Origin of the sequence: Microbacterium sp. NPDC089186, assembly GCF_040685115.1 — a bacterium.
In the GTDB taxonomy this organism is placed as follows: domain Bacteria; phylum Actinomycetota; class Actinomycetes; order Actinomycetales; family Microbacteriaceae; genus Microbacterium; species Microbacterium galbum.
The window spans coordinates 455,348-481,748 of record NZ_JBFBHJ010000002.1 but is presented as its reverse complement, the minus strand read 5'-3'; the positions used below and the strand labels follow the sequence as shown (position 1 = coordinate 481,748).

Here is a 26,401-nt window from a genome sequence, read left to right as displayed (position 1 = left end):
GCGCCTCTGACACTATTACTGAACGCTCGGTCGGTAACAGTGCCCCCGAGATTCCCCGCCCACAGAACGACGGAGTTCTCATGGCCTCGCAGACAGCGGCATCCGCCCCCGCCACCACCGGCGTGACCCGAGAGGAGCGGCGCGTCCTCGCGGGCACGCTCGTGGGCACCTCGATCGAGTGGTACGACTTCTTCATCTACGCCCAGGCGGCCGGCCTCGTGCTCGCGCCGCTGTTCCTCGCCCCACTCGCCCAGACCGACCCGGCCATCGCCCAGGTGCTGTCGTTCGCGACGATCGGCATCTCGTTCCTCTTCCGCCCGCTCGGCGCGATCGTGGCCGGCTACCTCGGCGACCGCCTCGGCCGCAAGAAGATGCTCGTCCTCACGCTGATCATGATGGGGGTCTCGACGGCCCTGATCGGCGTGCTGCCGACCTACGCGGCGATCGGTGTGGCGGCCCCCGTCCTGCTCATCCTGCTGCGCGTGCTGCAGGGCTTCTCGGCCGGCGGCGAGTGGGGAGGGGCGGCGCTGCTCTCGGTCGAGCACGCTCCCGCGAACCGTCGCGGGTACTTCGGGGCGTACCCGCAGATCGGCGTGCCGGTCGGCATGATCCTCGCCACCGCGACGCTGTGGATCCTCACCTCGTCGATGTCGGCCGAAGCCTTCCTCGCGTGGGGCTGGCGCGTGCCCTTCCTCTTCTCGATCGTGCTCATCGTCGTCGGCTACGTCATCCGCCGCGCGGTGGAGGAGAGCCCCGTCTTCGAGGACCTCCTGCGTCGGCGCAAGGAGTCCTCCGCGCCGCTCGGTCAGCTGTTCCGCAAGAATTGGCGGCAGGTCGTGCTGACCGCGCTGGTGTTCATCGGCAACAACGCCGCGGGCTATCTGCTCATCGCCTTCTTCGCCACCTACACGGTCACCGTCCTCGGGCTCGAGCGCCCCACCGTGCTGCTGGCCACGACCCTGGCATCCTTCGGGTGGCTCGGATTCACCCTCTGGGGCGGTCGACTCTCCGACACGCTGGGTCGCGTGCGCACCTTCCAGCTCGGGTATCTCCTGCTGGCGATCTGGGCCGTGCCGATGTGGTTCCTCATCGACACGGGGAACATCGTCTGGTACTTCGTCGCCCTGTTCGTCATGACCCTCGGCCTCGGCCTGTCATACGGTCCCCAGGCGGCGCTGTACGCGGAGATGTTCCCGGCGAACGTGCGCTACTCCGGCGTCTCGATCGGCTACGCCCTCGGCGCGATCCTGGGCGGCGCCTTCGCCCCCATGATCGCCGAGGCGCTGCTGCGCTCGACCGGTGCGTCCTGGACGATCGGCGCGTACATCGCCGTCGCCGCCCTGGTGTCGCTGGTCGCGGTCTCGTTCATCAAGGAGCCCAAGGGCATCGACCTGAGGGCCTGATCCCGGATGCCACGACGGGGCCCTGCGCGACGGCGCGGGGCCCCGTTTCGGTCATCGCGCGCCCCCGGGCCGGAACGCCCGCGCCGGTCAGGACGTGCGCAGGCCCTCCAGTGCGATGCGCACGATGTCGGCCCCGAGGCGATCGCCGTCGACGCCGCCCCCAGGGCGGTACCACTCCACGACGGAGTTGATCATGCCGAACAGCAGGCGCGCCGCCACGGCGGCGTCGACGTCGTCGCGCACGTCGCCCTCGGCCTGGGCGTCGGCGACGAGCGCGGTCACGCGGTGGTCGAAGACGCGCCGGCGTTCGAGGGCCGCCTGCTCGACGGGGCTGTTGCCGCGTACGCGCAGTAGCAACGTCACCGCGGGCAGCTGCGCCACGAGTACGTCGGTCGCCCCGGTGAGCACGTGCCGCAGGCGGTCGGATGCCGCGCCCTCGACGGCGCGCGGGTCGTCGAGCACCGCTTCGAGCCCGCCGAGGGCCGCCTCGAGGGCGACCGAGAGCAGCTCCTCCTTCGAGGAGAAGTGGTGGTACAGCGCGGATTTGGCCAGCCCCAGGCGGCGCGCGAGGTCGGACACGCTCGTGGCGTCGTAGCCCTGCTCGTTGAACAGCTGCACCGCGACGGCCAGGATGCCGTCGCGGTCGTACCCGGGCCGGCCCCGCCGGGCGGGCACGTCGGCAGCGGTCGGGGCGGAGTTCGCGGCGGTCACGTTGTCAGTGTGTCACTCCAGCAGCGCCGGGGCGTCGGCGTGCAGAAGAGCGCGCGCCGCATTACCGATCACCGCGCTGTAGGTGGGGTAGGCGAAGCGCACCCCCGCCAGCGTCGCGACGTCGATGCCGGCCGCCATGGCGGTGGTGACCGATTGGATGACCTCGACCGCGTTCTCGCCGACCGCGTGAGCGCCCAGCACGAGTTCGCGGCGACGGTCCGCGATGAGCATCAGGAACCCGTTCTCCCGGTCGTCGATGACGGCCCGATCGAGGTCGGCGAAACGCACGGTGGCCACGACGCACGACGGGTCGCGATCGCGCGCCTGCTCCTCGGTCAGGCCGACGCCGGCGTAGTCGGGGTCGGTGAATCCGCCCGCGGGCAGCAGGTGGTGCGGCGTGCGGCGGTTCGCCCCCAGGACGGCGTTCTCGGCCGCGGCCTCACCCTCGAACTGCGCCGCCTGTACGAGCATGTCGCGACCGTTCGCGTCGCCGACCGCGAGGATGTGCGGAACGATCGTGCGGAAGTAGCGGTCGACGGGGATCGCCGAACGCTCCACCTCCACCCCCGCCTTCGACAGACCGAGGTCCTCGACGTCGGCGGGCCACCCGGTGGCCATCACGACGACGTCGACGTCGATGCTCCGGCTGTCGTCGTCCTCCCGCCAGGTCAGGTTGATCGCCCCATCGTCGCGACGATCGAGTCGTTCGACGGTGTCGATTCCGGTGCGCACGTCGACGCCGTTCCGGGTGAGCGAGTCGGCGATCACCCGCGAGATCGCGGCGTCCGACGCCATGAGCACGCGCGGCGCGACGTCGAGCAGCGTCACCTCCGATCCGAAGGAGCGGAACACCGTCACCAGTTGCGCGCCGGTGTTGCCCGCGCCGATCACGGCGACCCGACCCGGCAGATCGGGCAGCGACAGGACGTCCTCGGGGACGGTGGCGAGTTCCGCGCCGGGGATGGGAAGACGGCGCGAGTGCCCGCCCACGCACACGAGGATCGACTCCGCCCGGATGCGTCGGCCGCTGTCGAGCACGAGGGTGTGCTCGTCGGCGAAGCGGGCGCGGCCCTCGTGCACGAGGTCGACGCCGGCCTCCGCGAACCGTTCGGCCTCCCGCTTGATCGACCGCACGGCATCCACCCGCTCGTGCACGCGCGAGACGACCGCCGACCAGTCCACGCGCGGCTCATCGACGACGATGCCGTAGTCGTCGGCCGAGCGGGTCTCGCGCATGAGGCGCGCGGCCTTCGCGAGGACACGGGTGGGGACGCACCCCGTGTTCACGCATGTCCCCCCGACGCGACCGGCCTCGAGCACGACGACGCGCGCACCCAGCTCCGCGGCGCGGAGGGCTGCGGCGGTGCCGGCGGGCCCTGCGCCGATGACGGCGACGTCGTAGCGGTCGGTCGCGTCACCGGCGTCGCCGGGCGTGGTGGCGGGCTGAGCGGTGGCGTTCACGGTGGTCCTCCCGGAGGTCGAGGAGACCAGTCAATCCGCCGCCCGCACCTCGGCGCCGGGGCTTGTGCTCGCGGTCAGAACCGCTCGTACAGGTCGGTCGCGGTCAGGTCCGTTCCTCCGATCGCGTGCACGCCCGGAGCCGGGTGCAGGGCGAACGTGTCTCTCTCGTGCAGGAGGGTTGCGGTGTAGTCGCCGCGGGTGTCGAGCTTGACCTCGAACCGCCCGGTGTCGATGAGACGCAGGGTCACCACCGCTCCGCTGCGCGCGAGGAACTTCGTCTCCTTCTCGTGCGCCGTGGGCAGCGGGATCACCGGCTCGTCCGACGCGGGCGTGGGCGGCGCCGGTGGGGGCGTGTTCGGCGACTCATCGGCATCCATCCGGCGAGTCTGTCACGCCCCCACGGGCCGCGGGTCAGCGCCCGTCGCGCCAGGAGTGCTGCGGGTCGTAACCCAGCAGGCGCCGCGCCTTGTCGATGGACAGCAGGGTCGTGTTCTCGCCCAGTTCGCGCGTCTCGACGCCCGGGAACACCTCGGCCACGAGCTCGTCATTCGGCCGGGTCATGACCGTGTCGGCCGCGGCGATGATGAACGTTTCGAAGCCCGCCGGGGCCACCTCGAGGGCGCGCTCGATCGCCTGGGCGCCGTCGCGTGCGTCGATGTAGCCCCAGAGGTTCCACTTGCGGGTGCGGGCGTCGGCGTCGAAGGGGAACTCCGCGTAGTCCTCCGGGACCATCACGTTCGAGAAGCGCAGCGCCGTGACCGACAGGTCGGGGTTCCACCGCACCAGCTCGGTCGCCATGCGTTCTTCGAGCGTCTTGACGAGCGAGTAGACCGACTCCGGCCGCGGCGCGTACTCCTCGTCGACGGGGATGTAGGGCGGCGGAACATCGAAGGGGAGCCCCAGCACGGTCTCGCTGGAGGCGTAGACGATCTTCTCGATGCCGAGCCGCACCGCGGCCCAGAACACGTTGAACGTGCTGGTCATGTTGTTGTGGAAGGTCGCGACGTCGGAACGGATGCCGGGGGCCGGGATCGCGCCGAGGTGCACCAGGGCGTCGACGCCGCTGTGCTGGTCGTTCACGCCGGCGAGGGCGTCGATGACCTGGCCGTAGTCGGTGAGGTCGACCTGGACGAACCCGGGGCCGCGCTCGCCGCGGACGTCGAGGCCGATCACGTCATGGCCGGCCGCGCGCAGTTCGCGGGCGACGACGGTGCCGAGTTTGCCGGACGAGCCGGTGAGGGCGATGCGCATAGGACTCCTGGGGTGTGGGGGAGGGGTGTCGCCGACGATAGCGGTCGGCTCCGACACCGGTGCGTCCATTGACGCGACCCGCCGATCGGTCCGCCGCGCCGGGCAGAGGAAAGGCCCGCGAGCGGCGTGCTCGCGGGCCCGGACGACACGTCAGTGGACGCGCGCCTCCTCCTGCTCGTCGTCGTCGCCGGGGATGAAGACGTCGACCACGGTGACGTTGATCTCGACCGCCTTCATGCCGACGATCTCGGTGATCGCCTGGCGCACGGACGACCGGACGTCGTCCGCCACGCGCTGGATGCGCTCGGGGTAGTCGACCTGGATCGCGATGTCGGCGGCGACCTCGGTCTCGCCGACCTCGACACTCACGCCCTGCGCGTAGTCCTTGGCGCCGACGGCCTGGCGGATGTTGCCGATCACGCGAGCGGCTCCGCCGCCGAGGGCGTGAACCCCGGGAACCTCGGCCGCGGCGATGCCGGCGACCTTGGCGACCACGGGGTCGACGATGACGGTCTTGCCGCCGCTGGTGCGGGCGTCGGCGGAGAGGGAGGAGTTCTGTGCCATGAGGAGCGTCCTTTCGTCAAGATCCCCGTCCCCGAAGGGTGCGGGGTGTTTCGCTATGTGGACGGACCCGGTTCGTGAAACGTCACGACTCGAGGCTGGAAATTCGCTGACAGGAACCACGATGCCCTCTTTGTCCACCGCCACCGACGCCTTCCTCGCGTCGCGCGCGGCCGACGGCGACCAGCTGGCGTTCGGGGTCCTGGTGCGTCGACACGCGCCGTTCCTCGTCGCGTTCGCCACGCGCCTCACCGGTTCGCGGGCGGACGCCGACGACTGCGTCCAGGAGGCGCTCATCACGGCGTGGCGTCGCCTGCCTGATCTCACCGATCCCGAGAAGGTGCGAAGCTGGCTCACGACCATCGTGTCGCGGAAGGCGACGGATCGCCTCCGTTCCCGCAAGATCTCCGATCAGATCGACGAGGAGATGGTCTCGGCGGCCGATGACCCGGAGCGCTCAGCCGTGGCGTCGTCGCAGATGGACGCCCTGAAGAAGGTGTTGGCGGAGCTGCCCGAGGAACTGCGCGTGGTGTGGGTGCTGCGCGAGGTCGGCGGCCACAGCTACGACGAGATCGCCGTCGAGGTGGGGGAGTCGGCCGCCACCGTGCGAGGCCGCCTCGCCCGGGCTCGCAAGACCGTGTTGGAACGCATGCAGGAGTGGAGGTGACCGGAATGAGCGAGTTCAACGACGACGTCGGCGGCTCCGGCTATTCGCTGGAGGACCTCTCCGCCTACCTCGATCGTGGGCGCACCCCCCGCATCTCCGCGATCGAACGCAACGCCGAGTGCCAGGCGATCCTCGCCTCGATGGAGCGCATGGGCCGGCTGTCGCGCGAGATCGTGGAGGAGCAGGCGGCCGAGCCCCTCGCCGACTCCTGGTACGACAGCATCATGCGGGAGGTGATGCGGGAGTTCCGCTCCGGCCGTGACATCCCTCTGGCGCGCACCGAGGACGGGACCGAGATCGTCGTCACCGAGGGCGCGCTGTACGAGCTGATCCGTACGGTGGGCGACGGGATCGAGGGTCTGCTCGTCGGCCGGGTGCGGCTGAACCAGCTCGAGCCCGATGCGCCGCTCGACGTGCGCGTGACGGTCAGCGTGCGCTTCGGGCGCGCGATCACCGCCGCCGTCGACGAGATGCGCGACGGCATCCGTCTGGCGATCGAAAGGCACGGCGATCTGAAGGTGGGCCGCGTCGACGTGACCGTCGGCGACGTGCATCTGGACGAGGGGGAAGACGCATGACCCGCATCACCGCAGCCGAACTGGCTCCGCGCATCGACCTGGCCGTCACCGCGGTCGAGGGCGTGCGGGAGTGCTATTCCGCTCGGCCCGTCGTCGCACGGGCGTTCGAGCACGTCGCCGACGTCGAGGGCTCGCTGTCCGCCGTCGACGACGTTCCGGGCGCCCGGGCCATCACGGTGTGCATCGGGGTCTCGACGCAGGACGACAGCGCCGCCGTCGCCGCGGCGGTCGCGACGGCGGCTCGGGGTGCGGGCGGGGACGACGAGCCAGCGACGGTCCGCGTGCGCGTGGCCCGCCTGGTCGCCCCCGCGACCTGAGGCCGAGCTCTCGCGCGCCGAAGCTCCATCGCTGAGGCAATTCCCGGCCGGTGCCGTGCCCGGGGCAATACGCTGGATGCACCGCTCACCCCCGGAGGCCGTATGTCCACGCCGCCCGTCATCGCCGTCACCGGATCCACCGGTGCCGTGGGAGGCCGCGTCGCGCGCGACCTCGCCGCCCGCGGCATCCCGCAGCGTCTTCTCGTGCGCGATGCGTCACGCGCTCCGCGTCTCGACGGTGCCGAGGTCCACGTGGCCCGGTACTCCGACGCGGATGCCGCTCACGCGGCGCTGCAGGGAGTCGAGACGCTGCTGATGGTCTCCGCGTCGGAGACCGCCGACCGCGTGGAGCACCACCGCACGTTCGTCGAGGCCGCTGCCCGGGCCGGGGTGCGCTCGATCGTCTACACGTCGTTCCTCGCCGCCGCGCCCGACGCGGTGTTCACCCTCGGTCGCGACCACGCGGCGACCGAGGACATCATCCGGGCCTCGGGGATGAGCTACACCTTCCTGCGCGACAACTTCTACATGGACATGATGGAGCTCTTCGCCGGCGACGACGGGGTGATCCGCGGCCCCGCGGGCGAGGGGCGTTGCTCGCTCGTGTCGCGCTCCGATGTCGCCGCCACGGCTGTCGCGGTGCTGCGTGATCCGTCCGCCCACGCCGACGTCTCCTACGACCTCACCGGTCCCGAGGCGTTGACGATGACCGAGGTCGCCGAGAAGATCTCGGCGGTGCGGGGTCACCCCGTGCGCTTCCTCGATGAGACGGTGGACGAGGCGTACGCGTCGCGGGCCGCATTCGGCGCCCCGCGCTGGCAGGTCGATGCGTGGGTGAGCACGTACACCTCCATCGCCAGCGGTGACCTCGCCGCGGTGTCCGCCGATGTCGAGCGCGTCACGGGTCGTCCCGCGCAGAGCTTCGAGGAGTTCCTGGGCGCGGTGTCCTGAGGCCGGAGCCACAGACGCCGAGCCGGAGACGGATCGGTCTCGCGTGACGTCGCCCTCCCGACTCGGGTATGCTGACCGCGTGCTGACCTGTCGCTGTTGTCGCTGAACGCCCCCGCGTTCCTTTCGACGACCCCGTCAGCCGCGCCCAGCCGGGTGCACCCAACCTTCCAGGATGCCATCGTGCGTTACGCCCAGAGCGTCGCCGACCTCGTCGGCAACACCCCCCTCGTCCGTCTCACCCGCGTCACCGACGGCATCGCCGCCACGGTGCTCGCGAAGATCGAGTACTTCAACCCCGGCGGATCGGCCAAGGACCGCATCGCCGCGAACATCGTGGATGCCGCCGAGCGCGACGGCCTGCTGCGACCCGGTGGAGTCATCGTCGAGCCCACCAGCGGCAACACCGGCGTCGGTCTCGCCCTGGTGGCGCAGCAGCGCGGATACCGCTGCGTCTTCGTCGTGCCCGACAAGGTCGCGGAGGACAAGCGCGCGGTGCTGCGCGCCTACGGGGCCGAGGTCGTGGTCACCCCCACGAACGTCGAACCCGACGACCCGAACTCCTACTACAGCGTGTCCGACCGGCTCGTCCGCGAGATCCCGGGTGCCTTCAAGCCCAACCAGTACGCCAACCCGAACGGTCCGCGCAGCCACTACGAGACCACCGGCCCCGAGATCTGGCGCGACACCGACGGGCAGCTGACGCACCTCGTCGCGGGTGTCGGCACGGGCGGCACGATCACCGGCACCGGCCGGTACCTCCGCGAGGTCGCCGGCTCTGCGGTGCGCATCGTCGGCGTCGATCCCGAGGGCTCGATCTACTCGGGAGACGACATCCACGGCTACGACGTCGAGGGTGTCGGCGAGGACTTCTGGCCGCCGGCGTTCGACCCCACCCTCGTCGACGCCTATGAGCGCGTCTCCGACGCCGAGTCGTTCGCGATGACCCGTCGCCTCGCCCGCGAGGAGGGCCTCCTCGTCGGCGGCTCCAGCGGCATGGCCGTCGTGGGCGCGTTGCGCGTGGCCCGGGAGCTCCCCGCCGACGCGGTCGTCGTCGTGGTGCTGCCCGACCACGGTCGCGGCTACTTGAGCAAGATCTTCGACGACGACTGGATGACGCAGCGGGGCTACGACGTTGCACCCGTGGCATCCGTCATCCCCCCGAGCACTCAGGAGCACTCCGCATGAGCACCCACGACGCCGCCCTCGGTTTCGACAGCCTCGCCGTCCACGCCGGTCAGGCGCCCGATGAGACCACCGGCGCGGTCATCCCGCCCATCCACGTCTCGACGACCTACGCGCAGGACGGCATCGGCGGTCTGCGCGGAGGCTACGAGTACGGCCGCAGCGGCAACCCCACCCGCACCGCGCTCGAGACGCAGATCGCCGCGCTCGAGGGCGGCGCCCGCGCGCTGTCGTTCGCCTCGGGTCTCGCCGGCGAAGACGCTCTTCTGCGGGCCGCCCTGGCACCCGGCGACGAGGTGCTGCTCGGCAACGACGTCTACGGCGGCACGTACCGCCTGCTGGCGCGCGTGCTCGGCCCCTGGGGCGTGAAGCTCCGCGTCGTCGACATGAGCGACCTGGATGCCGTGGACGCCGCCATCGCGGAGCGCGCGCCGAAGATGGTCTGGGTCGAGACGCCCAGCAACCCCATGCTCCGCATCACCGACATCGCGGGTCTCTCGCGTCTCGGGCACGACGCCGGCGCACTGGTCGTCGTCGACAACACCTTCGCCTCGCCCGCCCTGCAGCGCCCGCTCTCGCTCGGCGCCGACGTCGTCGTGCACTCCGCGACGAAGTACCTCGGCGGACACAGCGACGTGGTGGGCGGCGCCCTCGCGTTCGCCGACGCCGCGTTGGCCGAGAAGGTGCAGTTCCTGCAGTTCGCCGCGGGGGCCGTGTCGGGCCCCTTCGACGCCTACCTGACGACGCGCGGCATCAAGACCCTGGCCGTGCGCATGCAGCGCCACAGCTCCAACGCCCAGGCCGTCGCCGAGCATCTGCTCGCGCACGACCGCGTGGCGAAGGTCTACTACCCCGGCCTCCCCTCCCACCCCGGCCACGAGTTGGCGGCCCGGCAGATGAGCAGCTTCGGCGGCATCGTCTCGCTCGAGCTCGCCGACGGGGCAGCCGCGCGCCGCTTCGCGGAGTCGACCCGCCTGTTCACCCTCGCCGAGTCCCTCGGCGGCGTCGAGTCGCTGGTCAACTACCCGGATGCCATGACCCACGCCTCCGTCCGCGGCACCGAGCTCGCGGTGCCCGAGACGATCGTGCGCCTGTCGGTGGGCATCGAGTCGGTCGACGACCTCATCGCCGACGTCGACCAGGCGCTCGCGTCGCTCTGAGGCTGCGCCGCCGATACGACGAACCCGGCGCCCGCACGTGCGGGCGCCGGGTTCGTCTTTTCGCGTGAGTGGCCGATCTCCGTCGCTTGCGTGTCTCCCGAAGCGACGAGAATTGGCGACTCACGCGGGGAGCGGCTCAGCGCTCGGCGCGGGCCAGGTTCTGCTCGAGCTCGCCCCGGTTCTGACGCACGACGTAGGCGGGCTGGTCGCGCTCGACGCGCCAGCTCTCGCTCAGGGGACCGACGTTCACGGTGTCGAAGCCGAACTCGTCGTAGATGCGGGTGACGAGGGCGACGGCCTCGTCGGAGTCGCTCGAGGTGGCCAGAGCGCGACGGTCGTCGGTGCCCGCCGGCGCGCCGCCGGTGAGGATGTCGGCCGCGGGGATGTGATTGAACGCCTTGACGACGACCGACTCGGGAAGGTGCTCCTGCAGCATCTGCGAGGTGGTGGTCTTCTTGTCGTCGAGGGCGGCGATGTGCCCGTCGCGCTCGAAGTAGTAGTTGTTCGTGTCGAGCACGGTCTTACCGGCGAGAGGGGCGACGGGGATGTCGTCGATCGCCTTCAGCGGCACGGTCACCACGACGATGTCGCCGGCCTCGGCGGCTTCCTGCGCGGTGGCGGCGCGAGCGCGCTCTCCGACGGAGGAGACCAGGTCGCCCAGGGTCTCCGGACCGCGCGAGTTGGCGATGACCACGTCGTAGCCGTGATCCGCGAACCCCTGAGCGAGAGCCGAACCGATGTTTCCTGCGCCGATGATTCCTACGGTTGTCATGCACGTCTCCAACGGCACCAGCGGCGAGGGCATTCCCGGGAGCGCTACCAAGAATTCAGTGGCCTGAATAATTAGCACCTCTAGATATCAGTGTCAACCGGTGCGATCCGGACGAACGGGGTGTCTATCGTCATCTTTGTCGCACCCTCACGCGAGTGGTCGCAGTCCGGTGTTCGGGTCACCGTCCTGCCTGACCTGTGAGGGCGACGGCCCCCGGTGGACGCGGCTTCGGATCACCGGGGGCCGCTTTCGTTCCTGCGTCCCTCGATGGTGCCGACCGATATCCGTCCCACCGGCGTCCGTGCGCAGGAGTGGAAGACTGGGGCAACGGCGAGACGCGCTCGCCCCCTGATTCCGAGGATCTCCGTGACGACCGCTCCCCGCCCGCCCCGTACCGCCCGCCTCTACGTCGTCTGCGTGGCGGTCGGTCTGCTCGCCGGGTTGATGTCGGGTCTGTTCGGCGTCGGCGGCGGCACCGTCATCGTCCCGCTGCTCGTCCTGCTGCTCGGATTCGACCAGCGCCTCGCGGCAGGTACCTCGCTCGCGGCGATCGTCCCCACGGCATCCGTCGGGGTCATCACCTATGCCGTCGACGGGCACGTCGCGTGGCTGCCGGCGCTCATCCTCGCGGCGGGGGCCGTCGGCGGGGCGCAGATCGGCACGTGGCTGTTGCCCAAGCTCTCGCAGACGGCGCTGCGGTGGGCGTTCGTCGCCTTCCTCGTCGCGGTGATCGTCAGCCTGTACTTCGTCATCCCCTCCCGCGACGCCGATCTCGTGCTCACGTGGGTCACCGGACCCGGCCTGGCCGTGCTCGGCGTGATCACGGGCATCCTGGCGGGACTGCTCGGCGTCGGCGGCGGCATCATCGTCGTCCCCGCACTCCTGCTGCTGTTCGGGACGAGCGACCTCGTCGCCAAGGGCACCTCGCTGCTGATGATGATCCCGACGGCGGTGTCGGGCACGGTCGGCAACCTCCGCCGTTCCAACGTGGATCTGCCCGCCGCGCTCTGCGTCGGCGTCGCCGCGTGCGCCACGACCGCTGTCGGTGCGCAGATCGCGAAGGCCGTCGATCCCTTCGTGGCGAACGTGCTGTTCTCGATCTTCCTCGTCTTCATCGCCTCGCAGATCGCCGTCAAGGCCGTGCGCGGTCGCCACCAGCGCTGAAGCGCCCACGGCGTCGCGGTCGGCGCGGAACTCCTCGAGGCCGGGCCGGACCGGCGGATGCCGGCGGCACGGCTCCGTCGGGCCCTCTCGGTAGACTGACTCGGTGCCCGTGAACCCCGAATTGGTCGGCCGAGTCTTCCCGCCGACCGTGCCGTACCTCGTCGGTCGCGAGAAGGTGCGCGAGTTCGCCCGCGCCGTCTTCGCCGACGCCCCGCAGCATTCCGACCCGGACGCCGCGCGCGCCCTCGGCTACGACGACGTCGTGGCCCCGCCGACCTTCGCGATGGTGGTGCAGGACCTCACGCTGCAGCAGCTGCTGGGCGACCCCGATTCCGGCATCGAGCTCTCGCGCCTCGTCCACGCGGAGCAGCGCTTCCGCTACACGCGCCCGATCGTCGCCGGCGACGAGCTCGTCGCGACGCTGTCGGTCACCGGCATCCGGTCGATGGGCGGCAACGCGATGATCACGAGCGAAGCGGAGATCGTGGATGCCACCGGCGCCCACGTCGTCACGACGACGAGCGTCCTGCTCGCGGGGGAGGCCGGCGCATGAGCGCATTCACCGTGGGCGAGGTCGTCGCCGAACGCTCCGTGCACCTGACCCGTGAGTCGCTCGTGCGCTACGCGGGGGCGTCGGGAGACTTCAACCCGATCCACTACCGCGACGACGTCGCGGCGGCCGTGGGGCTCCCGGGCGTCCTCGCGCACGGGATGCTCACGATGGGCATCGCCGTCGGCACGCTGGCCGAGGCCCTGGGCGACAGCGGACGCATCGCGGAGTACGGCGTGCGCTTCACGCGCCCCGTCGTCGTCGACCCCGAGACCGGGGCCGATCTGCACGTGAGCGCGAAGGTGGGCGCGGTCGACGACGACATCGCCCGCATCGACCTGACCGTGACGTTCGCCGAGACGACCGTGCTCGGCAAGGCCCAGGTGCGGGTGCGGCTGCGCTGATGCCCCAGGTCGCTCCGGTCCCGTTGGCGCAGCTCACCACGCTGCGCACCGGCGGTGAACCCGCTCGTCTCATCGAGGCGACGACGGTCGACGAACTCGTCGCCGCCCTCCGCGAGGCGTGGGCCGCCGGCGAGCCGTGGTTCGTGCTCGGCGGAGGATCCAACCTCTTCGTCGGCGACGAACCGTTCGAGGGCACCGTGATCCGCGTGCGCACCTCCGGTATCGACGAACTCCCCGGCTCCCGGCCCGACACCGTCCGCTTGCGGGTGCAGGCCGGACACGATTGGGACGCCCTCGTCGCCGAGACGGTCGAGCGCGGGTACGCCGGTGTCGAGGCGATGTCCGGCATCCCGGGCACCGTCGGCGCCGCTCCCGTGCAGAACGTCGGCGCCTACGGGCAGGAGATCGTGCAGACGCTCGTCGAGGTCGAGCTGATCGACGAGTCCACGGGTGACGTGTCGACGGTCCCGGCATCCGAGCTCGGTCTGGGCTTCCGTACCTCGGTGCTCAAGCACCACTACGGCTCGGTGCCCGAGCGGCCCGCCGTCATCCTGTCGGTCACGCTCGAGCTCGAGCGCGTCGGCACCGACGAGCGGCCGATCGCGGGCGATCAGCTGCGCGGCGCCCTCGGACTCGAGGCCGACCAGGCCGTGTCGTTGCGGTGGATCCGCGACCACGTCCTCGCCACGCGTGCGCGCAAGGGAATGGTCCTCGACGCCGAAGACCCCGACACCTGGAGCGCCGGCTCGTTCTTCCAGAACGCGATCGTCTCGGAGGCGTTCGCGCGCACCCTTCCGGACGCGTGCCCGAAGTGGCCGATGGGCCCCGCCCTCGACCCAGTGACGGTGATCCCGCTCGCCGCGTTCGACGGCATCCTGCCTCCGCCGCCGGTCGAGAACCGCCAGGTGAAGGTGAGCGCCGCGTGGTTGATCGAGAACGCGGGGCTTTCGCGCGGGTTCCGGTTCCCGCGCTCGCGCGCCGGCCTCTCGACGAAGCACACGCTGGCCCTCACCAACCGCGGCGAGGCGACCGCGGCCGAGATCGCCCAGCTCGCGCGCTTCGTGCAGAGCCGCGTCGCCGCCGAGTTCGGTCTCGTCTTGCAGCCCGAACCCGTCCTGGTGAACGTCGAGCTGTAGCCCCCGGCCCGGCTCTCGTTCCGCGCCGTCCCGCGCCCTGCGGTGAGGGGTCAGAAAGTGTCGCCCAGGAACGCGCTCGGCGACACTTTCTGACCCCTCACGTGGTCGCGCCGGTGGAGATGAGGCGGCGGACGCGCGCGATGAGCGCGGCGGGATCGTCGAAATCACGCGCTGTGACGACCGTGAATCGATAACCCAGCGATTCGAGTTCCGACCGGCGTCGCTGGTCTTTGCTCCACTGCCGCGCATCGCGGTGGTGATCGCCGTCGTACTCGACGATGAGCCGCGCCTGTCGGTAGAACAGGTCGACCCGCGCCACGAAGCGTCCGTCGTCGAAGATCTCCACATTGCACTCGGGCTCCGGCAGGCCCGCCGTCACGAGGAGCACGCGCAAGAGCGACTCGCGGGGAGACTCCGCGCGGTCGCTGGCGAGCTCGAGAGCCCGCCGTCGGTTCACGGAGCCCCGCCCGCCGAGCAGGCGGAGGTGCATGGCCTCGAGTTCCGCTTTCGTGGCGAGAGGCCTCCGACGCGCCAGCAGAGCGTCTGCCACCGCGGTGAGCTGGGCGACGGACAGCGATTCCGCCAGCTCGGCCCACGTGCGTACGGGCGACGTGCACCGGATGCCACGCACCTCCACGATGTCGACGGCGTCGACGTTAAGTCGCCGCCCCACGACGCCGGCTCGACGGATTCTGGTGTGGTCGCGCGGAACCCCGACCGTCGGCACCTCGCGGGCCTGATGTTCGAGAGGGAGGGGCAGAGGAAGACCGTGCAGGAAGGCCGCCGTCGCGCCGCAGCAGAATGCCGCGCGGGGAAGCGCACGCAGGAGCGCCCCGATTCGTTGACGATCAGCGTGGTCCGGGAGGAGCCGGACGCCGTGATATCGCATATCCCATGCCTGGGATCGCACGGTGCTGGAGGAAAGCCCTGCCTGCCGTGCCTCGGCGACGGTGAACGCCGACGAGGGAGCAAGCGAGGCCGGTGAACGTGGAATCGGCATCCGCCATCCTCTCCCGTCCGCCCCCGTCTCTCTCAGCCCTCTCCACAGCCCCCACCCCTCCCGCGTGAGGGGTCAAATTCTGTCGCCGAGCCGGCCGCTGGGCGACAAAAAGTGACCCCTCACGTGGGGCGCGGGGGCGCGGGTCGCGCGAGGAGGGCTCAGGCGAACAGGCGCTGGAGGCGCTGGACGCCCTCGAGAAGCTGGTCGTCGCCGAGGGCGTACGACAGGCGCAGGTAGCCGCTCGGACCGAACGCCTCGCCCGGCACCACGGCGACCTCGGCCTGCTCGAGGATGAGGTCGGCGAGCTCGAGCGAGGTCGTCGGGGTCACGCCGCCCCACGAGCGGTTCAGCAGGCCCTGGACGTCGGGGTACACGTAGAACGCGCCGAGCGGGTTGGGCACCTGCACGCCGTCGATCTTCGACAGTTCCGACACGATCAGCTGACGGCGACGGTCGAAGGCGAGACGGAACTGCTCGGCCTCGTCCTGCGGGCCGTTGAGGGCCTCGGCGGCGGCGATCTGGGCGATGTTGTTGACGTTGCTCGACAGGTGCGACTGCAGGTTGCCGGCGAGCTTCATGGCATCCGCGGGTCCCACCATCCAGCCCACGCGCCACCCGGTCATGGCGTAGGTCTTCGCGACACCGTTGACGAGGATCGTCTGCTCGGCGAGCTCGGGCACGGCCTCGACGATCGAGACGGCACGGACGCCCTCGTAGGTGAGGTTCTGGTAGATCTCGTCGGTGATGACCCAGATGCCGTGCTCGAGGGCCCAGCGGCCGATCTCGGCCGTCTCCTCGGCGGTGTAGACCGAGCCGGTCGGGTTCGACGGCGAGACGAACACCAGCACGGTGGTCTTGTCGGTGCGCGCGGCCTCGAGCTGGGCGACGGTGACCTTGTAGTCCTGGTCGGCACCGGCGAACACCTCGACGGGCGTGCCGTCGGCGAGCGCGATGGCCTCCGGGTACGTCGTCCAGTACGGCGCGGGCAGCAGCACCTCGTCGCCGGGGTTCACCACGGTCTGGAACGCCTGGTACACCGACTGCTTGCCGCCGTTGGTGACGATGACCTGCGACGGTGAGACCTCGAGGCCCGAGTCGCGCAGCGTCTTCGCGGCGATGGCCTCGCGCAGCAAGGGGAGGCCGGCGGCGGGGGTGTAGCGGTAGTTCTTCGGGTCCTGCAGCGCCTTCGCCGCGGCATCCACGATGAACGACGGCGTGGCGAAGTCGGGCTCGCCGGCCGCGTACGAGATGACGGGGCGACCGGCGGCCTGGAGGGCCTTGGCCTTGGCGTCGACCTTGAGGGTCGCGGACTCGGCGATGGCGGACAGCTTGCGGGAGAGCGGGGCGCGGGAAGTCACGGTTCCGAGCCTAGTGTTCCCGCGCTTTCGCGCCGAGGGTCATGACGGCCAGGGCGCGAGGATCAGCAGCGCCGGAACGAGCATCAGGATGCCGAGCCCCAGCGCCACGACGGACCACGCCCGGCGACCGGATCGACGCGCGGCGACGACGAGACCGACGACCGCCAGGAGGACGACGACGATCCCACCGACGAAGAGCAGCGGCAGCAGGATGATTCCCATCCACCAGATCGCGTTCATCTCGGGGATGAGGCCCACGACGAAGACGAAGAGCGTCGGGACGAGGAGGACGGCGGAGAGGATCACCGCGACGAGTCCGAGCACGTCGAAGGGTCGGCGGGTCGTGACGGGCGGGGGCGTCATGCGGTCAGGCTACCGTCGGTCGGAACACGAAACATGGGTCGATTAGCGTGGCGGGGTGACAGCTCAGACCGCCACGCCCCTGCGCTCCCGTCGACGGGGATTCGCCTCCCTCATGCGGCTGGGGATCGCGACTCTCATCGTGGGCGTGACCACCGGTCTCGCCGTGCTGCTGCTCGTGTGGATCGTGCACAGCCTCGAGCATCTCGTGTGGGGTCACGAGGAGGGGCCGTTCCTCGACGGCCTCGCGTATCCCGAGACCTGGTGGCTTCCGATCGTCACAGTGGGCGGGGCGGGAGTCGTGGCCGCCCTCGGCTGGTACCTGCTGCGCCGCTTCGGTCGCCGGATCGCCACCGTCGAGCAGGGCGTCGACGGAGCCCGGATGCCGTGGTGGGAGACGCTCGCCGACACCGTCATCCAGGTGGGGTCGGTGGCGATGGGCGCGTCCATCGGCAAGGAGGTCGCTCCGCGCGAGCTGTCGGCGATGGCGGGCTCGAAGGTCGTGAAGTGGTTCGGCCTCGACGCGCGGTGGTGTCGCATCCTCATCGCCTCGGCCGCGGGGGCGGGTCTCGCCGCCGTCTACAACGTGCCCCTCGCCGGCGCCCTCTTCGCCGTGGAGATCCTGCTCGCGCAATTCAGCGTGGGTGCAGCGGTGGTGGCGCTGACCGTCAGCACCATCGCCACCCTCGTCGCGCGTCCGCTCGTGGGGGACGGTTCGCTCTATTCGATCGGCTCGGTCGAGGTGAACGCGTCGCTCATCGTCGCCGCGGTCCTCATCGGCCCGCTCATGGGGTGGGGAGCGACGAGCTTCGCCATGGTGACGAAGAAGCTCGCTCGTTTCCGTCCCGAGGGGTGGAAGCTGCTGGTGGCTCTGCCGCTGACGTTCACGGCCGTCGGCGCCGTCGGAGCGGCCTTCCCGCTCATCCTCGGCAATGGCCGCGCGCTGGCGACCGCGGGTTTCGACCTCTCGCAGCCCGCCCTGCTGCTCATCGCGCTCGCCGTGCTGAAGTACGTCGCGACCGCGATGTCGCTGGGGTCGGGCGCGATCGGGGGAACGCTGCAGCCCTCGGTCGCCATCGGTGCCGCTCTCGGAGCCGCGGCGGCGGCCGGGTGGGCGTTCGTCTGGCCCGGTGCCGACGGAACGGCTCTCGCGATCGTCGCGGCGTCGGCGTTCCTGGCATCCAACATGCGGGCTCCGTTCACCGCGATCGCCCTCATCATCGAGTTCACCAACACCGGCTTCGACCTGCTGCTGCCGATCTTCCTCGCCGTCGCCGGGTCGCTCGCGGCGTCGAAGCTCACCTCGCGCGAGAGTTTGAGGCCCTTCGCTCCGATCGACCCGGCGCGTCCCTGACGCCCCCCGCACCGCACGAAAGCTGCCGGAGGCGTGACCGAGGGGCCGAGGCTTCCGGCCCCGGCCCCTCGGCATCCGGTCAGTCCAGGTATCTCGCGTACGCCGGCAGGGTCAGGAAGGCCGGGAACTCCTCGCGCAGGGCGACCTCCTGGAACACCGCGGCGGCGTCGTCGAACCGGTCGGCGGTCGAGCGCGGCGCCTCGGCGAGCACGTCCCGCACGAGCGACTCGACGTAGTCGCGGGTGATCGGCGTGCCCTCGGCGGTGGCGTGGTCCTGGTGGATCCACTGCCAGATCTGCGAGCGCGAGATCTCGGCGGTGGCGGCGTCCTCCATGAGGTCGTCGATCGCGACCGCGCCCAGGCCCCGCAGCCAGGCCTCGATGTACCGGATCGTCACCGACACATTGCCCCGCACGCCCGCGGCGGTCACGGGTCGTCCGATGCGCACGTCGAGCAGATCGGCCGGTGCGACCGACACCTCGTCGCGGGTGCGCCCGAGCTGGTTCGGCGCGTCACCCAGCACGGCGTCGAACTCGGCCCGCGCCACCGGGATGAGGTCGGGGTGGGCCACCCACGTGCCGTCGAAGCCGTCTCCGGCCTCGCGGCGCTTGTCGGCGGTGACCTTGTCGAACGCCGCCTGGGTCACCTCGGGCTTGCGGCGGTTGGGGATGAAGGCGCTCATGCCGCCGATCGCGTACGCGCCCCGCTTATGGCAGGTCTGCACGAGCAGCTCGGTGTAGGCCCGCATGAACGGCACCGTCATCGTGACCTCGCTGCGGTCGGGGAGCACGAAACGCGCTCCGCGGCCCCGGTAGGTCTTGATGATCGAGAAGATGTAGTCCCAGCGACCCGCATTCAGGCCCGCGCAGTGGTCGCGCAGAGCGAAGAGGATCTCCTCCATCTCGAACGCCGCGGGCAGCGTCTCGATGAGCACCGTCGCCCGGATCGTGCCGTGCGCGAGGCCCAGACGCTCCTCGGTGAACGAGAACACGTCGTCCCACAGCCGCGCCTCTTCGGCCGACTCGATCTTCGGCAGGTAGAAGTAGGGCCCGCGGCCCGCGGCGATCAGCGCGTGCGCGTTGTGGAACACGTACAGTCCGTAGTCCACGAGCGAACCGGATGCCGGCAGCTCGCGGCCGGCACGATCGATGAACGTCACGTGCTTCTCGGGCAGGTGCCAGCCGCGGGGGCGCATCACGATCGTCGGGGTGCGCTCGGCGGTGACCTCGTAGCGCTTGCCCTCGGGGCTCGTGAACGAGAGCTGCCCCCGGATCGCGTCGAACAGCGAGAGCTGACCGCCGATGACGTTGCGCCAGGTGGGGCTCGTGGCATCCTCCTGGTCGGCCAGCCATACGCGTGCCCCGGAGTTGAGCGCGTTGATGGTCATCTTCGGGTCGGTGGGCCCGGTGATCTCGACGCGGCGGTCTTCGAGGCCCGGTCCCGCGCCCGCCACGCGCCACGACGGGTCGTCGCGGATGTGCGCGGTGTCGGCGCGGAAGTGCGGGTCGTCACCCGTGCCGATCTCGAAACGCCGACGCAGGCGCGCGGCCAGCCGGTCGTGCCGGCGCCGGGCGAAGCGGTCGTGCAGCTCGGTGACGAAGGCGAGGGCGGCGGGGGTGAGGATCTCGGCGTCCCGTCCTTCGAGGGAGCGCTCGAGACGCAGGTGAGGGATGGATGCCGGCGGGCTCGGCATCCGGGATCCTTCGGTGGTCGTGCGGGCACCGGTCGTCGTGGTCGGCGAGGTCGCGGTGGTGGGCGGGGGTGAGGTGTCGATGAGGGTCATGGTCGTGGCTTTCTGTCTATGTCGCTCGCTCGCTCGCTCCCTCCCTCCCGCCGTCCGCCGCCCGACGCAGGATGCGGGACGTGTGTGTCCTGCTGAGTGTCCAAGACACCCGGACGGATTTTCGCCGGGTCCGGGTGTTTCGGACACTCAAGTGGGGGTTGGGGGCAGGGGCGGGACAGGGGGAGGAGCAGAGAGGGCGAGCGGGGACGGGGAGGGGGAGGGTCAGTGGAACTGGGCCGTCTCGGTGGAGCCGGCCAGGGCGAGGGTCGCGCTGTCGGGGTTGAGCGCGGTCGAGACGACGTCGAAGTAGCCGGTGCCCGCTTCGCGCTGGTGGCGCGTGGCGGTGTACCCGTTGGCTTCGGCGGCGAACTCGGCCTCCTGCAGCTCGACGTACGCGCTCATGGCGCGCTCGGCGTAGCCGCGGGCGAGGTCGAACATCGAGTGGTTCACGGCGTGGAATCCGGCCAGCGTGATGAACTGGAAGGCGTAGCCGAGAGCGGCCAGGTCGGCCTGGAACGTGGCGATCTGCTCGTCGTCGAGGTGGCGCTTCCAGTTGAAGCTCGGCGAGCAGTTGTAGGCGAGCTTCTTGCCCGGGTAGCGAGCGTGGATCGCCTCGGCGAAGGCGCGGGCGAGCTCGATGTCGGGCTCGCCGGTCTCCACCCACAGCAGATCGGCGTAGGGGGCGAAGGCGAGGCCGCGCGCGATGACCGAGTCCAGTCCCGGCCGCACGCGGTAGAAGCCCTCGGTCGTTCGCTCGCCGGTGAGGAACTCGGCATCCCGCGGATCGACGTCGCTGGTGAGCAGGTCGGCGGCGAGGGCATCGGTGCGGGCGATGATCACCGTCGGCACGCCCGCGACGTCGGCCGCGAGACGCGCGGCGTTGAGGGTGCGGATGTGCTGCTGGATCGGCACGAGCACCTTGCCGCCGAGGTGGCCGCACTTCTTCTCGCTCGCGAGCTGGTCCTCCCAGTGGAGGCCGGCCGCCCCCGCCGCGATCAGCGACAGCGCGAGCTCGTACGCGTTGAGGGGACCGCCGAAGCCCGCTTCGGCGTCGGCGACGATCGGGGCGAGCCAGTCCTGCGTGATCTCGCCCTCGGCCCGCTCGATCTGGTCCTGACGCAGCAGCGCGTTGTTGATGCGGCGGACGACCGCGGGCACGCTGTTGGCGGGGTAGAGGCTCTGGTCGGGGTAGGTCTGGCCCGCGAGGTTGCCGTCGGCTGCGACCTGCCACCCGCTGAGGTAGATGGCCTTGAGCCCCGCGCGCACCTGCTGCACGGCCTGGCCGCCGGTGTAGGCGCCGAGGGCCCGGACGTAGTCCTCGGTGTGGAGGAGGTTCCAGAGGTTCTCGGCCCCGCGGCGGGCGAGCGTGCACTCCTCGCGGACGCTGCCACGGAGACGGACGACGTCTTCGGCGGTGTACGTGCGCTCGATGCCGTCCCAGCGGGGGTCGTCCTCCCACGAGGTGCGGATCTCATCGGCGGTCTCGGTCTGGTCGCCGGGGCGCAGGGGCTGCGGGGCGGGGGTGGCCTGGATCGTCATGTCGTCCTCCTTCGGGTGCCGGGGCGTCGGTGCCCCGTGGAGACCACTGTCCGCGAAGAACAACCCTCTGCAAGAAGATTCGATGTGTGAAGATCGCGCGATCTTCCGCTGCTGTGAGAACCTGCCGGTATGGACACCGGCGTCTCGATTCCCGCGGCATCCCTCCCGCCCGACCATGAAGAGGTGGACACCCTCACCATCGGTCGGCGCATCCGACAGCTGCGCACCGCGCGCGGTATGACCCTCGACGACCTCGCTGGAGCGGTCGGTCGTGCGCCCAGCCAGATGTCGATGATCGAGAACGGCCGCCGCGAGGCGAAGCTGACGCTGCTGCAGGCGATCGCCCGAGCGCTGCAGTGCACGCTCGATCAGCTGCTGGATGCCGAGCCCCTCGATCCCCGCGCCACCCTCGAGCTGTCCGTGGAACGGGCGATGCGCGGGCAGACCTTCCAGGCGCTCGGGATCGCCCCTTTCCGTGTGGGGCGTGCGGTGCCCGACGAGGCGCTCGCCGCGATGCTCGCTCTCCAGGCCGAGATCGAACGGTTGCGCGAAGAGCGCTCCGCGACCCCGGAGGAGGCGCGCCGCGCCAATGTCGCCCTCCGCCGACTCATGCGCACGCAGGACAACCACTTTCCGGAGCTCGAGCGTGTGGCATCCGAGATGCTCGACGCGATCGCGCACCCCGGCGGACCGCTCACCCAGCGCGGGGCGAGTGACATCGCCGCCCACCTGGGCTTCTCGCTGCACTACGTGCCCGACCTGCCCTCGTCGACGCGGAGCATCGCCGACGTGAAGAACGGGCGGCTGTACCTGTCGACGAAGGTCGCGAAGGGCGACCCTCGCGCGGCGGTGCTGCAGGCGCTGTCGAGCCGGATCCTGAGCCACGGCGAGCCGACGAGCTACGACGAGTTCCTCCGCCAGCGCGTCGAGACCAACTACCTGACGGGCGCGCTGCTCATGCCCGAGGCGCATGTCGTCCCGGCGCTGCGCGAGGCGAAGCAGCGGCGCACGATCAGCATCGAAGACCTCCGCGACGCCTACTCGGTGTCGTACGAGACGGCCGCGCACCGTTTCACGAACCTCGCGACCGTGCACCTCGGCATCCCGGTGCACTTCCTCAAGGTGCACGAGTCGGGGACGATCACGAAGGCGTACGAGAACGACGACGTGAACTTCCCCACCGATCGGCTGGGGTCGATCGAGGGGCAGTTGTGCTGCCGTCGCTGGACGAGCCGCGTCGTGTTCGAGGAGGACGACCTCTTCAATCCGTATTACCAGTACACCGACACCGGCAATGGGACGTACTGGTGCACCGCGCGCGTGGAGCAGTCGAGCGAGGGGGCGCATTCGGTGAGCGTGGGGGTGCGGTTCGATGACACGAAGTGGTTCCGCGGGCGCGACACCCCCAACCGCGGCGTCTCGCGGCACGCGGTCGAGACGTGCTGCCGCCGGCCGCCGGCCTCGCTCGAGAACGCCTGGCGCGGGCAGGCATGGCCGAACGTGCGCACACCGCGGACCTTGCTCGCGACCCTGCCGACGGGGTCGTTCCCCGGGGTCGACACCACCGAGATGTACGAGTTCCTGGAGGCGCACGCGCCGGGGGAGTGAGACGCGCCCCGGCCGCCGTGCGGTGGGCGGGCGCGTCATGCGGGCCACCGACTCCCCGTCGCCGTCGCCGCGCCCCCGTCACCGCGCCTACCCTGCCAGCCGCAGCGCCGTCCACAGCTCCGCACGCGCGGCGAACGACGACAGGTCGCGCCCCAGCACGCGCTGCGCGAGGGCGATGCGCGCCCGCACGGTGTGTCGATGGATGCCGAGCGCCGCCGCGGTCGCCTCGTGCGAGCAGTCGTTGGCCAGCCACGCGTCGAGGGTGTCGACCAGCGCCGAGCCCTCGGTCTCGTCGTGCCGGCGCAGGGGAGCCAGCGCGCCCGCCGCGACCGTGCGCGCGGCCTCCGACTCCAGCGCCGAGAGCAGCCCGGCTCGCGCCGTGTCGGTGAAGTCGGCGAGGCCGGCGTCGTCCGAACGGTCGCGCGCGGTGCGGGCCTGGGTCAGGGCGCGCGAGAACGCGTCGTATCCCGAGGGGGCCGAGCACCCCACCGTCAGCTCTAAGCGGTCGGCGATCTCGGCCAGGCTCTCTCGGGCGGACACGGGGACCACGAGCACGAGGCCGTCGTCGCCACGACCGAAGAACAGCTCGCCCCGTCCCTCCTGCGCACGCACCTCGAGCCACTCCGCCAGTGCCGTCGACTTCGCTGCGGCGGCGGGGGTGAGTGCGACGATGACCGGCGCCGCGGGCAGGGGACCGAACAGATCGCGGCCGGCGCGCCGTGCGAGGGTCGGATCGTCGGTCGCCAGCGTCTGCACCAGGCCCGCGCGGAAGGTGCCGATCGCCCGGCCCAGTCCGTCCTGCTGCTCGAGGGCGAGGGCCGCCATGGCGACGACGGCGGTCACGACGCTGCGGGCCTCGTGGTCCAGGTCGTCCGCGGCGATCGCGAGGGCTCCACGCAGGTGCCCTCCGCGTCCGAGCGTCTGCACGCTCACCGCGCGGTCGCCGGCGGTCAGCGTTCCCGCCGCGCGTGTGCCACGGCGCAGCATCGTCGTGACCTCGAGGGTGAGGGCGTCGGCGGTCGCAGCGGGCAGGGCGCCGGACGGGAAGGCGGTGCGCAGCGCGCCGGCCGCGTCGTACAACCCCACCCAGCAGTCGAGCTGCCGCGAGAGTTCGGCGAGCGTCGCCGACAGACCGTCGGGCCGCAGCGCGGCGAGCGACACCGCGCGCTGCGCCGCGAGCGACCAACTGCGACGCGCATAGGCGTCGGCCGCGATCGCCTCGGCGCCCGCGCGCGCGACGGCGATGAAGGGGGTGCGGTACGGCACCTCGAACAGCGGCATCCCCGCCCGCCGGCACGCGTCGACGAGGGGAGCGGGGATGCCGTCGCGCACGACCTCCGTGCCGAAACCGAGCCCCTGCACGCCGCGCGCGAGCAGGCGACCGATGTACGCCTCGTAATCGGCGGCGGTCGCGTCGGCGAACTGGGTGCCGGTGGTCAGCAGCACGAGGCCCTCGCTGAGGAAGGGCGTCGGGTCGGCGAGGTCGCTCGAGTGCACCCATCGCACGGGGCGATCCAGGATGCCGGGGGACAGCTCGTCGTCGGCGACGAGCCGAAGGTGCAGGTCGCGGCGGGACAGGAGCGCCCGCAGGCTGGGTGGGGCGGGGGCGGTGTCGGCCATGACAACTCCTGTACGACTCGTATACGACGGCGCCTGTGACTGTACAGGCAGGAGAGTGCGGGGCGCCGCACGGCGTCCGTAGCATCGCCGCCATGAGCCTCGACACCCTTCCTCTCGTCGGCGGTCCGTCCCTCGCCCAGGAGCGCCGCATCATCACCGCCATCCCCGGCCCGCGTTCGCAGGAACTGCTGGAGCGAAAGGCCGCCGCCGTGGCATCCGGTGTCGGCCACACCGTCCCGATCCAGGCGGTCGCCGCCGGCGGCGGAGTCGTCGTCGACGCCGACGGCAACTCGCTCATCGACCTCGGCTCGGGCATCGCCGTCACGAGCGTCGGCAACGCCCACCCGGCGGTCGTGAAGGCCGTGCAGGAGCAGGTCGCCGCCTTCACCCACACGTGCTTCATGATCTCGCCGTACGACTCGTACGTGTCGGTGGCCGAGGCGCTCAACCGTCTCACCCCCGGCGACCACGCCAAGAAGAGCGCGCTCTTCAACTCGGGTGCCGAGGCCGTCGAGAACGCCGTCAAGATCGCCCGCAAGTACACCAAGCGTCAGGCGGTCGTCGCGTTCGACCACGGCTACCACGGTCGCACCAACCTGACCATGGCGCTCACGGCGAAGAACATGCCCTACAAGAGCGGGTTCGGACCCTTCGCCGCGGAGGTCTACCGCGCCCCGCTGTCGTACCCCTTCCGCGACGGACTGACCGGCCCCGAGGCCGCGGCGAAGGCGATCTCGGTCATCGAGAAGCAGGTCGGAGCCGAGAACCTCGCCGCCGTCATCATCGAGCCCATCCAGGGCGAGGGCGGCTTCATCGTCCCCGCCGACGGGTTTCTCAACGCGATCGTCGACTGGTGCCGAGACAACGGCGTCGTCTTCATCGCCGACGAAGTGCAGTCGGGCTTCGCGCGCACCGGCGCGATGTTCGCGAGCGAGCACTTCGGCATCGTCCCCGACCTCGTCACCACCGCCAAGGGCATCGCTGGCGGACTGCCGCTCGCGGCCGTCACGGGCCGTGCCGAGATCATGGATGCCACCCACGCGGGCGGGCTCGGCGGAACCTACGGAGGCAACCCGATCGCGTGCGCCGCGGCTCTGGCATCCATCGACGCCTTCGAGAACGAGGGCTTCGTCGAGCGCGCCCGCGAGATCGGCGTCCTGCTGAAAGACCGCCTGCACGCGCTGCAGCAGAACGACCCGCGCATCGGCGACGTCCGCGGACACGGCGCGATGATCGCCGTCGAGTTCGTCGATCCCCCCACCGGCGCACCCGACGCCGCGCTGACGTCCGCGGTGGCGAAAGCGGCGATCGCCGAGGGTGTGATCGTGCTCACGTGCGGAACGTACGGCAACGTCATCCGTTTCCTCCCGCCGCTGTCGATCGGCGACGACCTGCTGAACGAGGGCCTCGACGTGGTCGCGGCCGCCCTCGCCCGTAGCTGACACCCGTCCCGGCGGCGGCGGTCGACCCGAGAGCCCGCCGCCGTCGGGGCCATCCACGAAGACGTGAAC

The 26,401-nt window shown here is 71.0% G+C and carries 26 protein-coding genes; 14 read left to right on the top strand and 12 right to left on the bottom strand.

Translation table 11 applies throughout. The features are described 5' to 3' along the window. The first annotated feature begins 80 nt into the window (after nucleotides 1-80). Complete coding sequence (locus AB0N82_RS08550) at nucleotides 81-1,403, top strand: MFS transporter (RefSeq protein ID WP_315995047.1); 1,323 nt, start codon at nucleotides 81-83, stop codon at nucleotides 1,401-1,403. A gap of 87 nt (nucleotides 1,404-1,490) precedes the next feature. Here the strand turns inward: AB0N82_RS08550 and AB0N82_RS08545 are convergent, their stop codons facing one another. The 5 genes from AB0N82_RS08545 to AB0N82_RS08525 all read right to left on the bottom strand — a co-directional run bounded on the left by AB0N82_RS08545 (nucleotide 1,491) and on the right by AB0N82_RS08525 (nucleotide 5,390). After that, nucleotides 1,491-2,114 carry a TetR/AcrR family transcriptional regulator gene (locus AB0N82_RS08545; RefSeq protein WP_315995046.1) on the bottom strand — a complete coding sequence of 208 codons (624 nt, stop codon included), beginning with the start codon at nucleotides 2,112-2,114 and terminating at the stop codon, nucleotides 1,491-1,493. A gap of 12 nt (nucleotides 2,115-2,126) precedes the next feature. Beyond that, nucleotides 2,127-3,575, bottom strand: a complete 1,449-nt coding sequence (locus AB0N82_RS08540; protein ID WP_363390400.1) for an NAD(P)/FAD-dependent oxidoreductase — start codon at nucleotides 3,573-3,575, stop codon at nucleotides 2,127-2,129. Between the two features lie 74 nt (nucleotides 3,576-3,649). After that, complete coding sequence (locus AB0N82_RS08535) at nucleotides 3,650-3,952, bottom strand: hypothetical protein (protein ID WP_363390397.1); 303 nt, start codon at nucleotides 3,950-3,952, stop codon at nucleotides 3,650-3,652. A gap of 34 nt (nucleotides 3,953-3,986) precedes the next feature. Beyond that, nucleotides 3,987-4,826, bottom strand: coding sequence for an NAD(P)-dependent oxidoreductase (locus AB0N82_RS08530; RefSeq protein ID WP_363390394.1), 840 nt, complete (start codon nucleotides 4,824-4,826; stop codon nucleotides 3,987-3,989). Between the two features lie 150 nt (nucleotides 4,827-4,976). Then, nucleotides 4,977-5,390: an Asp23/Gls24 family envelope stress response protein gene (locus AB0N82_RS08525; protein WP_315995042.1), complete on the bottom strand. Its 414-nt coding sequence runs from the start codon at nucleotides 5,388-5,390 to the stop codon at nucleotides 4,977-4,979. Between the two features lie 121 nt (nucleotides 5,391-5,511). Between AB0N82_RS08525 and AB0N82_RS08520 the strand changes: the two genes are divergently transcribed. The 6 genes from AB0N82_RS08520 to AB0N82_RS08495 all read left to right on the top strand — a co-directional run bounded on the left by AB0N82_RS08520 (nucleotide 5,512) and on the right by AB0N82_RS08495 (nucleotide 10,242). Continuing rightward, nucleotides 5,512-6,054, top strand: a complete 543-nt coding sequence (locus tag AB0N82_RS08520; RefSeq protein WP_136586844.1) for a sigma-70 family RNA polymerase sigma factor — start codon at nucleotides 5,512-5,514, stop codon at nucleotides 6,052-6,054. Between the two features lie 5 nt (nucleotides 6,055-6,059). Further along, entirely contained in the window at nucleotides 6,060-6,632 is a 573-nt protein-coding gene (locus AB0N82_RS08515; protein ID WP_315995041.1) for a hypothetical protein, read from the top strand. Then, nucleotides 6,629-6,949, top strand: a complete 321-nt coding sequence (locus AB0N82_RS08510) for a hypothetical protein (protein ID WP_315995040.1) — start codon at nucleotides 6,629-6,631, stop codon at nucleotides 6,947-6,949. The genes AB0N82_RS08515 and AB0N82_RS08510 overlap by 4 nt, the downstream gene beginning before the upstream one ends. A gap of 102 nt (nucleotides 6,950-7,051) precedes the next feature. Beyond that, on the top strand, nucleotides 7,052-7,900 hold the full coding sequence (locus AB0N82_RS08505) for an SDR family oxidoreductase (protein ID WP_363390389.1): 849 nt from the start codon (nucleotides 7,052-7,054) through the stop codon (nucleotides 7,898-7,900). Nucleotides 7,901-8,080: 180 nt separating this feature from the next. After that, nucleotides 8,081-9,085, top strand: a complete 1,005-nt coding sequence (locus AB0N82_RS08500; protein WP_315995038.1) for a pyridoxal-phosphate dependent enzyme — start codon at nucleotides 8,081-8,083, stop codon at nucleotides 9,083-9,085. Then, nucleotides 9,082-10,242 (top strand): cystathionine gamma-synthase, encoded by a 1,161-nt coding sequence (locus AB0N82_RS08495; protein WP_363390386.1) that lies wholly within the window; start codon nucleotides 9,082-9,084, stop codon nucleotides 10,240-10,242. The genes AB0N82_RS08500 and AB0N82_RS08495 overlap by 4 nt, the downstream gene beginning before the upstream one ends. Nucleotides 10,243-10,378: 136 nt before the next feature. On the opposite strand, the gene AB0N82_RS08490 is transcribed toward AB0N82_RS08495, so the two are convergent. Next, nucleotides 10,379-11,014 carry an NAD(P)-binding domain-containing protein gene (locus AB0N82_RS08490; RefSeq protein ID WP_363390383.1) on the bottom strand — a complete coding sequence of 212 codons (636 nt, stop codon included), beginning with the start codon at nucleotides 11,012-11,014 and terminating at the stop codon, nucleotides 10,379-10,381. A gap of 366 nt (nucleotides 11,015-11,380) precedes the next feature. Between AB0N82_RS08490 and AB0N82_RS08485 the strand changes: the two genes are divergently transcribed. The 4 genes from AB0N82_RS08485 to AB0N82_RS08470 all read left to right on the top strand — a co-directional run bounded on the left by AB0N82_RS08485 (nucleotide 11,381) and on the right by AB0N82_RS08470 (nucleotide 14,268). Further along, nucleotides 11,381-12,178 carry a sulfite exporter TauE/SafE family protein gene (locus AB0N82_RS08485; RefSeq protein ID WP_363390380.1) on the top strand — a complete coding sequence of 266 codons (798 nt, stop codon included), beginning with the start codon at nucleotides 11,381-11,383 and terminating at the stop codon, nucleotides 12,176-12,178. Nucleotides 12,179-12,281: 103 nt separating this feature from the next. Next, nucleotides 12,282-12,731: a MaoC family dehydratase N-terminal domain-containing protein gene (locus tag AB0N82_RS08480; protein WP_363390377.1), complete on the top strand. Its 450-nt coding sequence runs from the start codon at nucleotides 12,282-12,284 to the stop codon at nucleotides 12,729-12,731. Continuing rightward, nucleotides 12,728-13,132: a MaoC/PaaZ C-terminal domain-containing protein gene (locus tag AB0N82_RS08475; protein ID WP_363390374.1), complete on the top strand. Its 405-nt coding sequence runs from the start codon at nucleotides 12,728-12,730 to the stop codon at nucleotides 13,130-13,132. The genes AB0N82_RS08480 and AB0N82_RS08475 overlap by 4 nt, the downstream gene beginning before the upstream one ends. Beyond that, entirely contained in the window at nucleotides 13,132-14,268 is a 1,137-nt protein-coding gene (locus AB0N82_RS08470; RefSeq protein WP_315995032.1) for a UDP-N-acetylmuramate dehydrogenase, read from the top strand. Before AB0N82_RS08475 ends, AB0N82_RS08470 begins: the two co-directional genes overlap by 1 nt. Before the next feature lie 97 nt (nucleotides 14,269-14,365). Here the strand turns inward: AB0N82_RS08470 and AB0N82_RS08465 are convergent, their stop codons facing one another. The 3 genes from AB0N82_RS08465 to AB0N82_RS08455 form a co-directional block, all read right to left on the bottom strand. Further along, the gene (locus AB0N82_RS08465; protein WP_363390371.1) at nucleotides 14,366-14,941 is read right to left on the bottom strand and encodes a DUF559 domain-containing protein; all 576 of its coding nucleotides are present in this window, start codon (nucleotides 14,939-14,941) and stop codon (nucleotides 14,366-14,368) included. A 485-nt stretch (nucleotides 14,942-15,426) separates the two neighbouring features. Beyond that, a complete protein-coding gene (locus tag AB0N82_RS08460; RefSeq protein ID WP_363390368.1) occupies nucleotides 15,427-16,626 on the bottom strand; it encodes a pyridoxal phosphate-dependent aminotransferase in 1,200 nt (399 codons plus the stop codon). A 39-nt stretch (nucleotides 16,627-16,665) separates the two neighbouring features. Further along, entirely contained in the window at nucleotides 16,666-16,989 is a 324-nt protein-coding gene (locus tag AB0N82_RS08455) for a hypothetical protein (RefSeq protein ID WP_363390365.1), read from the bottom strand. Between the two features lie 55 nt (nucleotides 16,990-17,044). Between AB0N82_RS08455 and AB0N82_RS08450 the strand changes: the two genes are divergently transcribed. Next, complete coding sequence (locus AB0N82_RS08450; protein ID WP_363390362.1) at nucleotides 17,045-18,340, top strand: chloride channel protein; 1,296 nt, start codon at nucleotides 17,045-17,047, stop codon at nucleotides 18,338-18,340. A 79-nt stretch (nucleotides 18,341-18,419) separates the two neighbouring features. Here AB0N82_RS08450 and aceB read toward each other — a convergent pair whose 3' ends face one another. Together aceB and aceA are read right to left on the bottom strand one after the other, a co-directional pair. Next, on the bottom strand, nucleotides 18,420-20,123 hold the full coding sequence (gene aceB / locus AB0N82_RS08445; protein ID WP_363390359.1) for a malate synthase A: 1,704 nt from the start codon (nucleotides 20,121-20,123) through the stop codon (nucleotides 18,420-18,422). Between the two features lie 222 nt (nucleotides 20,124-20,345). Next, nucleotides 20,346-21,662: an isocitrate lyase gene (gene aceA / locus AB0N82_RS08440; protein WP_363390356.1), complete on the bottom strand. Its 1,317-nt coding sequence runs from the start codon at nucleotides 21,660-21,662 to the stop codon at nucleotides 20,346-20,348. A gap of 129 nt (nucleotides 21,663-21,791) precedes the next feature. On the opposite strand from aceA, the gene AB0N82_RS08435 reads away from it, so the two are divergent. Next, nucleotides 21,792-23,270 carry a helix-turn-helix domain-containing protein gene (locus tag AB0N82_RS08435; protein ID WP_363390353.1) on the top strand — a complete coding sequence of 493 codons (1,479 nt, stop codon included), beginning with the start codon at nucleotides 21,792-21,794 and terminating at the stop codon, nucleotides 23,268-23,270. An 87-nt stretch (nucleotides 23,271-23,357) separates the two neighbouring features. Here AB0N82_RS08435 and AB0N82_RS08430 read toward each other — a convergent pair whose 3' ends face one another. Continuing rightward, complete coding sequence (locus AB0N82_RS08430; RefSeq protein ID WP_363390350.1) at nucleotides 23,358-24,890, bottom strand: PucR family transcriptional regulator; 1,533 nt, start codon at nucleotides 24,888-24,890, stop codon at nucleotides 23,358-23,360. Between the two features lie 92 nt (nucleotides 24,891-24,982). Here AB0N82_RS08430 and gabT point away from each other — a divergent pair, with 92 nt between their 5' ends. Next, the gene (gene gabT / locus AB0N82_RS08425; protein WP_363390347.1) at nucleotides 24,983-26,332 is read left to right on the top strand and encodes a 4-aminobutyrate--2-oxoglutarate transaminase; all 1,350 of its coding nucleotides are present in this window, start codon (nucleotides 24,983-24,985) and stop codon (nucleotides 26,330-26,332) included. The last annotated feature ends 69 nt before the right edge of the window (nucleotides 26,333-26,401 follow it).

Coding starts and splice junctions, on each gene's coding strand:
- AB0N82_RS08550 (WP_315995047.1), top strand. CDS start 81: ATGGCCTCGCAGACAGCGGCATCCGCCCCCGCCACCACCGGCGTGACC.
- AB0N82_RS08535 (WP_363390397.1), bottom strand. CDS start 3,952: ATGGATGCCGATGAGTCGCCGAACACGCCCCCACCGGCGCCGCCCACG.
- AB0N82_RS08530 (WP_363390394.1), bottom strand. CDS start 4,826: ATGCGCATCGCCCTCACCGGCTCGTCCGGCAAACTCGGCACCGTCGTC.
- AB0N82_RS08525 (WP_315995042.1), bottom strand. CDS start 5,390: ATGGCACAGAACTCCTCCCTCTCCGCCGACGCCCGCACCAGCGGCGGC.
- AB0N82_RS08520 (WP_136586844.1), top strand. CDS start 5,512: ATGCCCTCTTTGTCCACCGCCACCGACGCCTTCCTCGCGTCGCGCGCG.
- AB0N82_RS08515 (WP_315995041.1), top strand. CDS start 6,060: ATGAGCGAGTTCAACGACGACGTCGGCGGCTCCGGCTATTCGCTGGAG.
- AB0N82_RS08510 (WP_315995040.1), top strand. CDS start 6,629: ATGACCCGCATCACCGCAGCCGAACTGGCTCCGCGCATCGACCTGGCC.
- AB0N82_RS08505 (WP_363390389.1), top strand. CDS start 7,052: ATGTCCACGCCGCCCGTCATCGCCGTCACCGGATCCACCGGTGCCGTG.
- AB0N82_RS08495 (WP_363390386.1), top strand. CDS start 9,082: ATGAGCACCCACGACGCCGCCCTCGGTTTCGACAGCCTCGCCGTCCAC.
- AB0N82_RS08490 (WP_363390383.1), bottom strand. CDS start 11,014: ATGACAACCGTAGGAATCATCGGCGCAGGAAACATCGGTTCGGCTCTC.
- AB0N82_RS08475 (WP_363390374.1), top strand. CDS start 12,728: ATGAGCGCATTCACCGTGGGCGAGGTCGTCGCCGAACGCTCCGTGCAC.
- AB0N82_RS08470 (WP_315995032.1), top strand. CDS start 13,132: ATGCCCCAGGTCGCTCCGGTCCCGTTGGCGCAGCTCACCACGCTGCGC.
- AB0N82_RS08455 (WP_363390365.1), bottom strand. CDS start 16,989: ATGACGCCCCCGCCCGTCACGACCCGCCGACCCTTCGACGTGCTCGGA.
- aceB (WP_363390359.1), bottom strand. CDS start 20,123: ATGACCCTCATCGACACCTCACCCCCGCCCACCACCGCGACCTCGCCG.
- aceA (WP_363390356.1), bottom strand. CDS start 21,662: ATGACGATCCAGGCCACCCCCGCCCCGCAGCCCCTGCGCCCCGGCGAC.
- AB0N82_RS08435 (WP_363390353.1), top strand. CDS start 21,792: ATGGACACCGGCGTCTCGATTCCCGCGGCATCCCTCCCGCCCGACCAT.
- AB0N82_RS08430 (WP_363390350.1), bottom strand. CDS start 24,890: ATGGCCGACACCGCCCCCGCCCCACCCAGCCTGCGGGCGCTCCTGTCC.
- gabT (WP_363390347.1), top strand. CDS start 24,983: ATGAGCCTCGACACCCTTCCTCTCGTCGGCGGTCCGTCCCTCGCCCAG.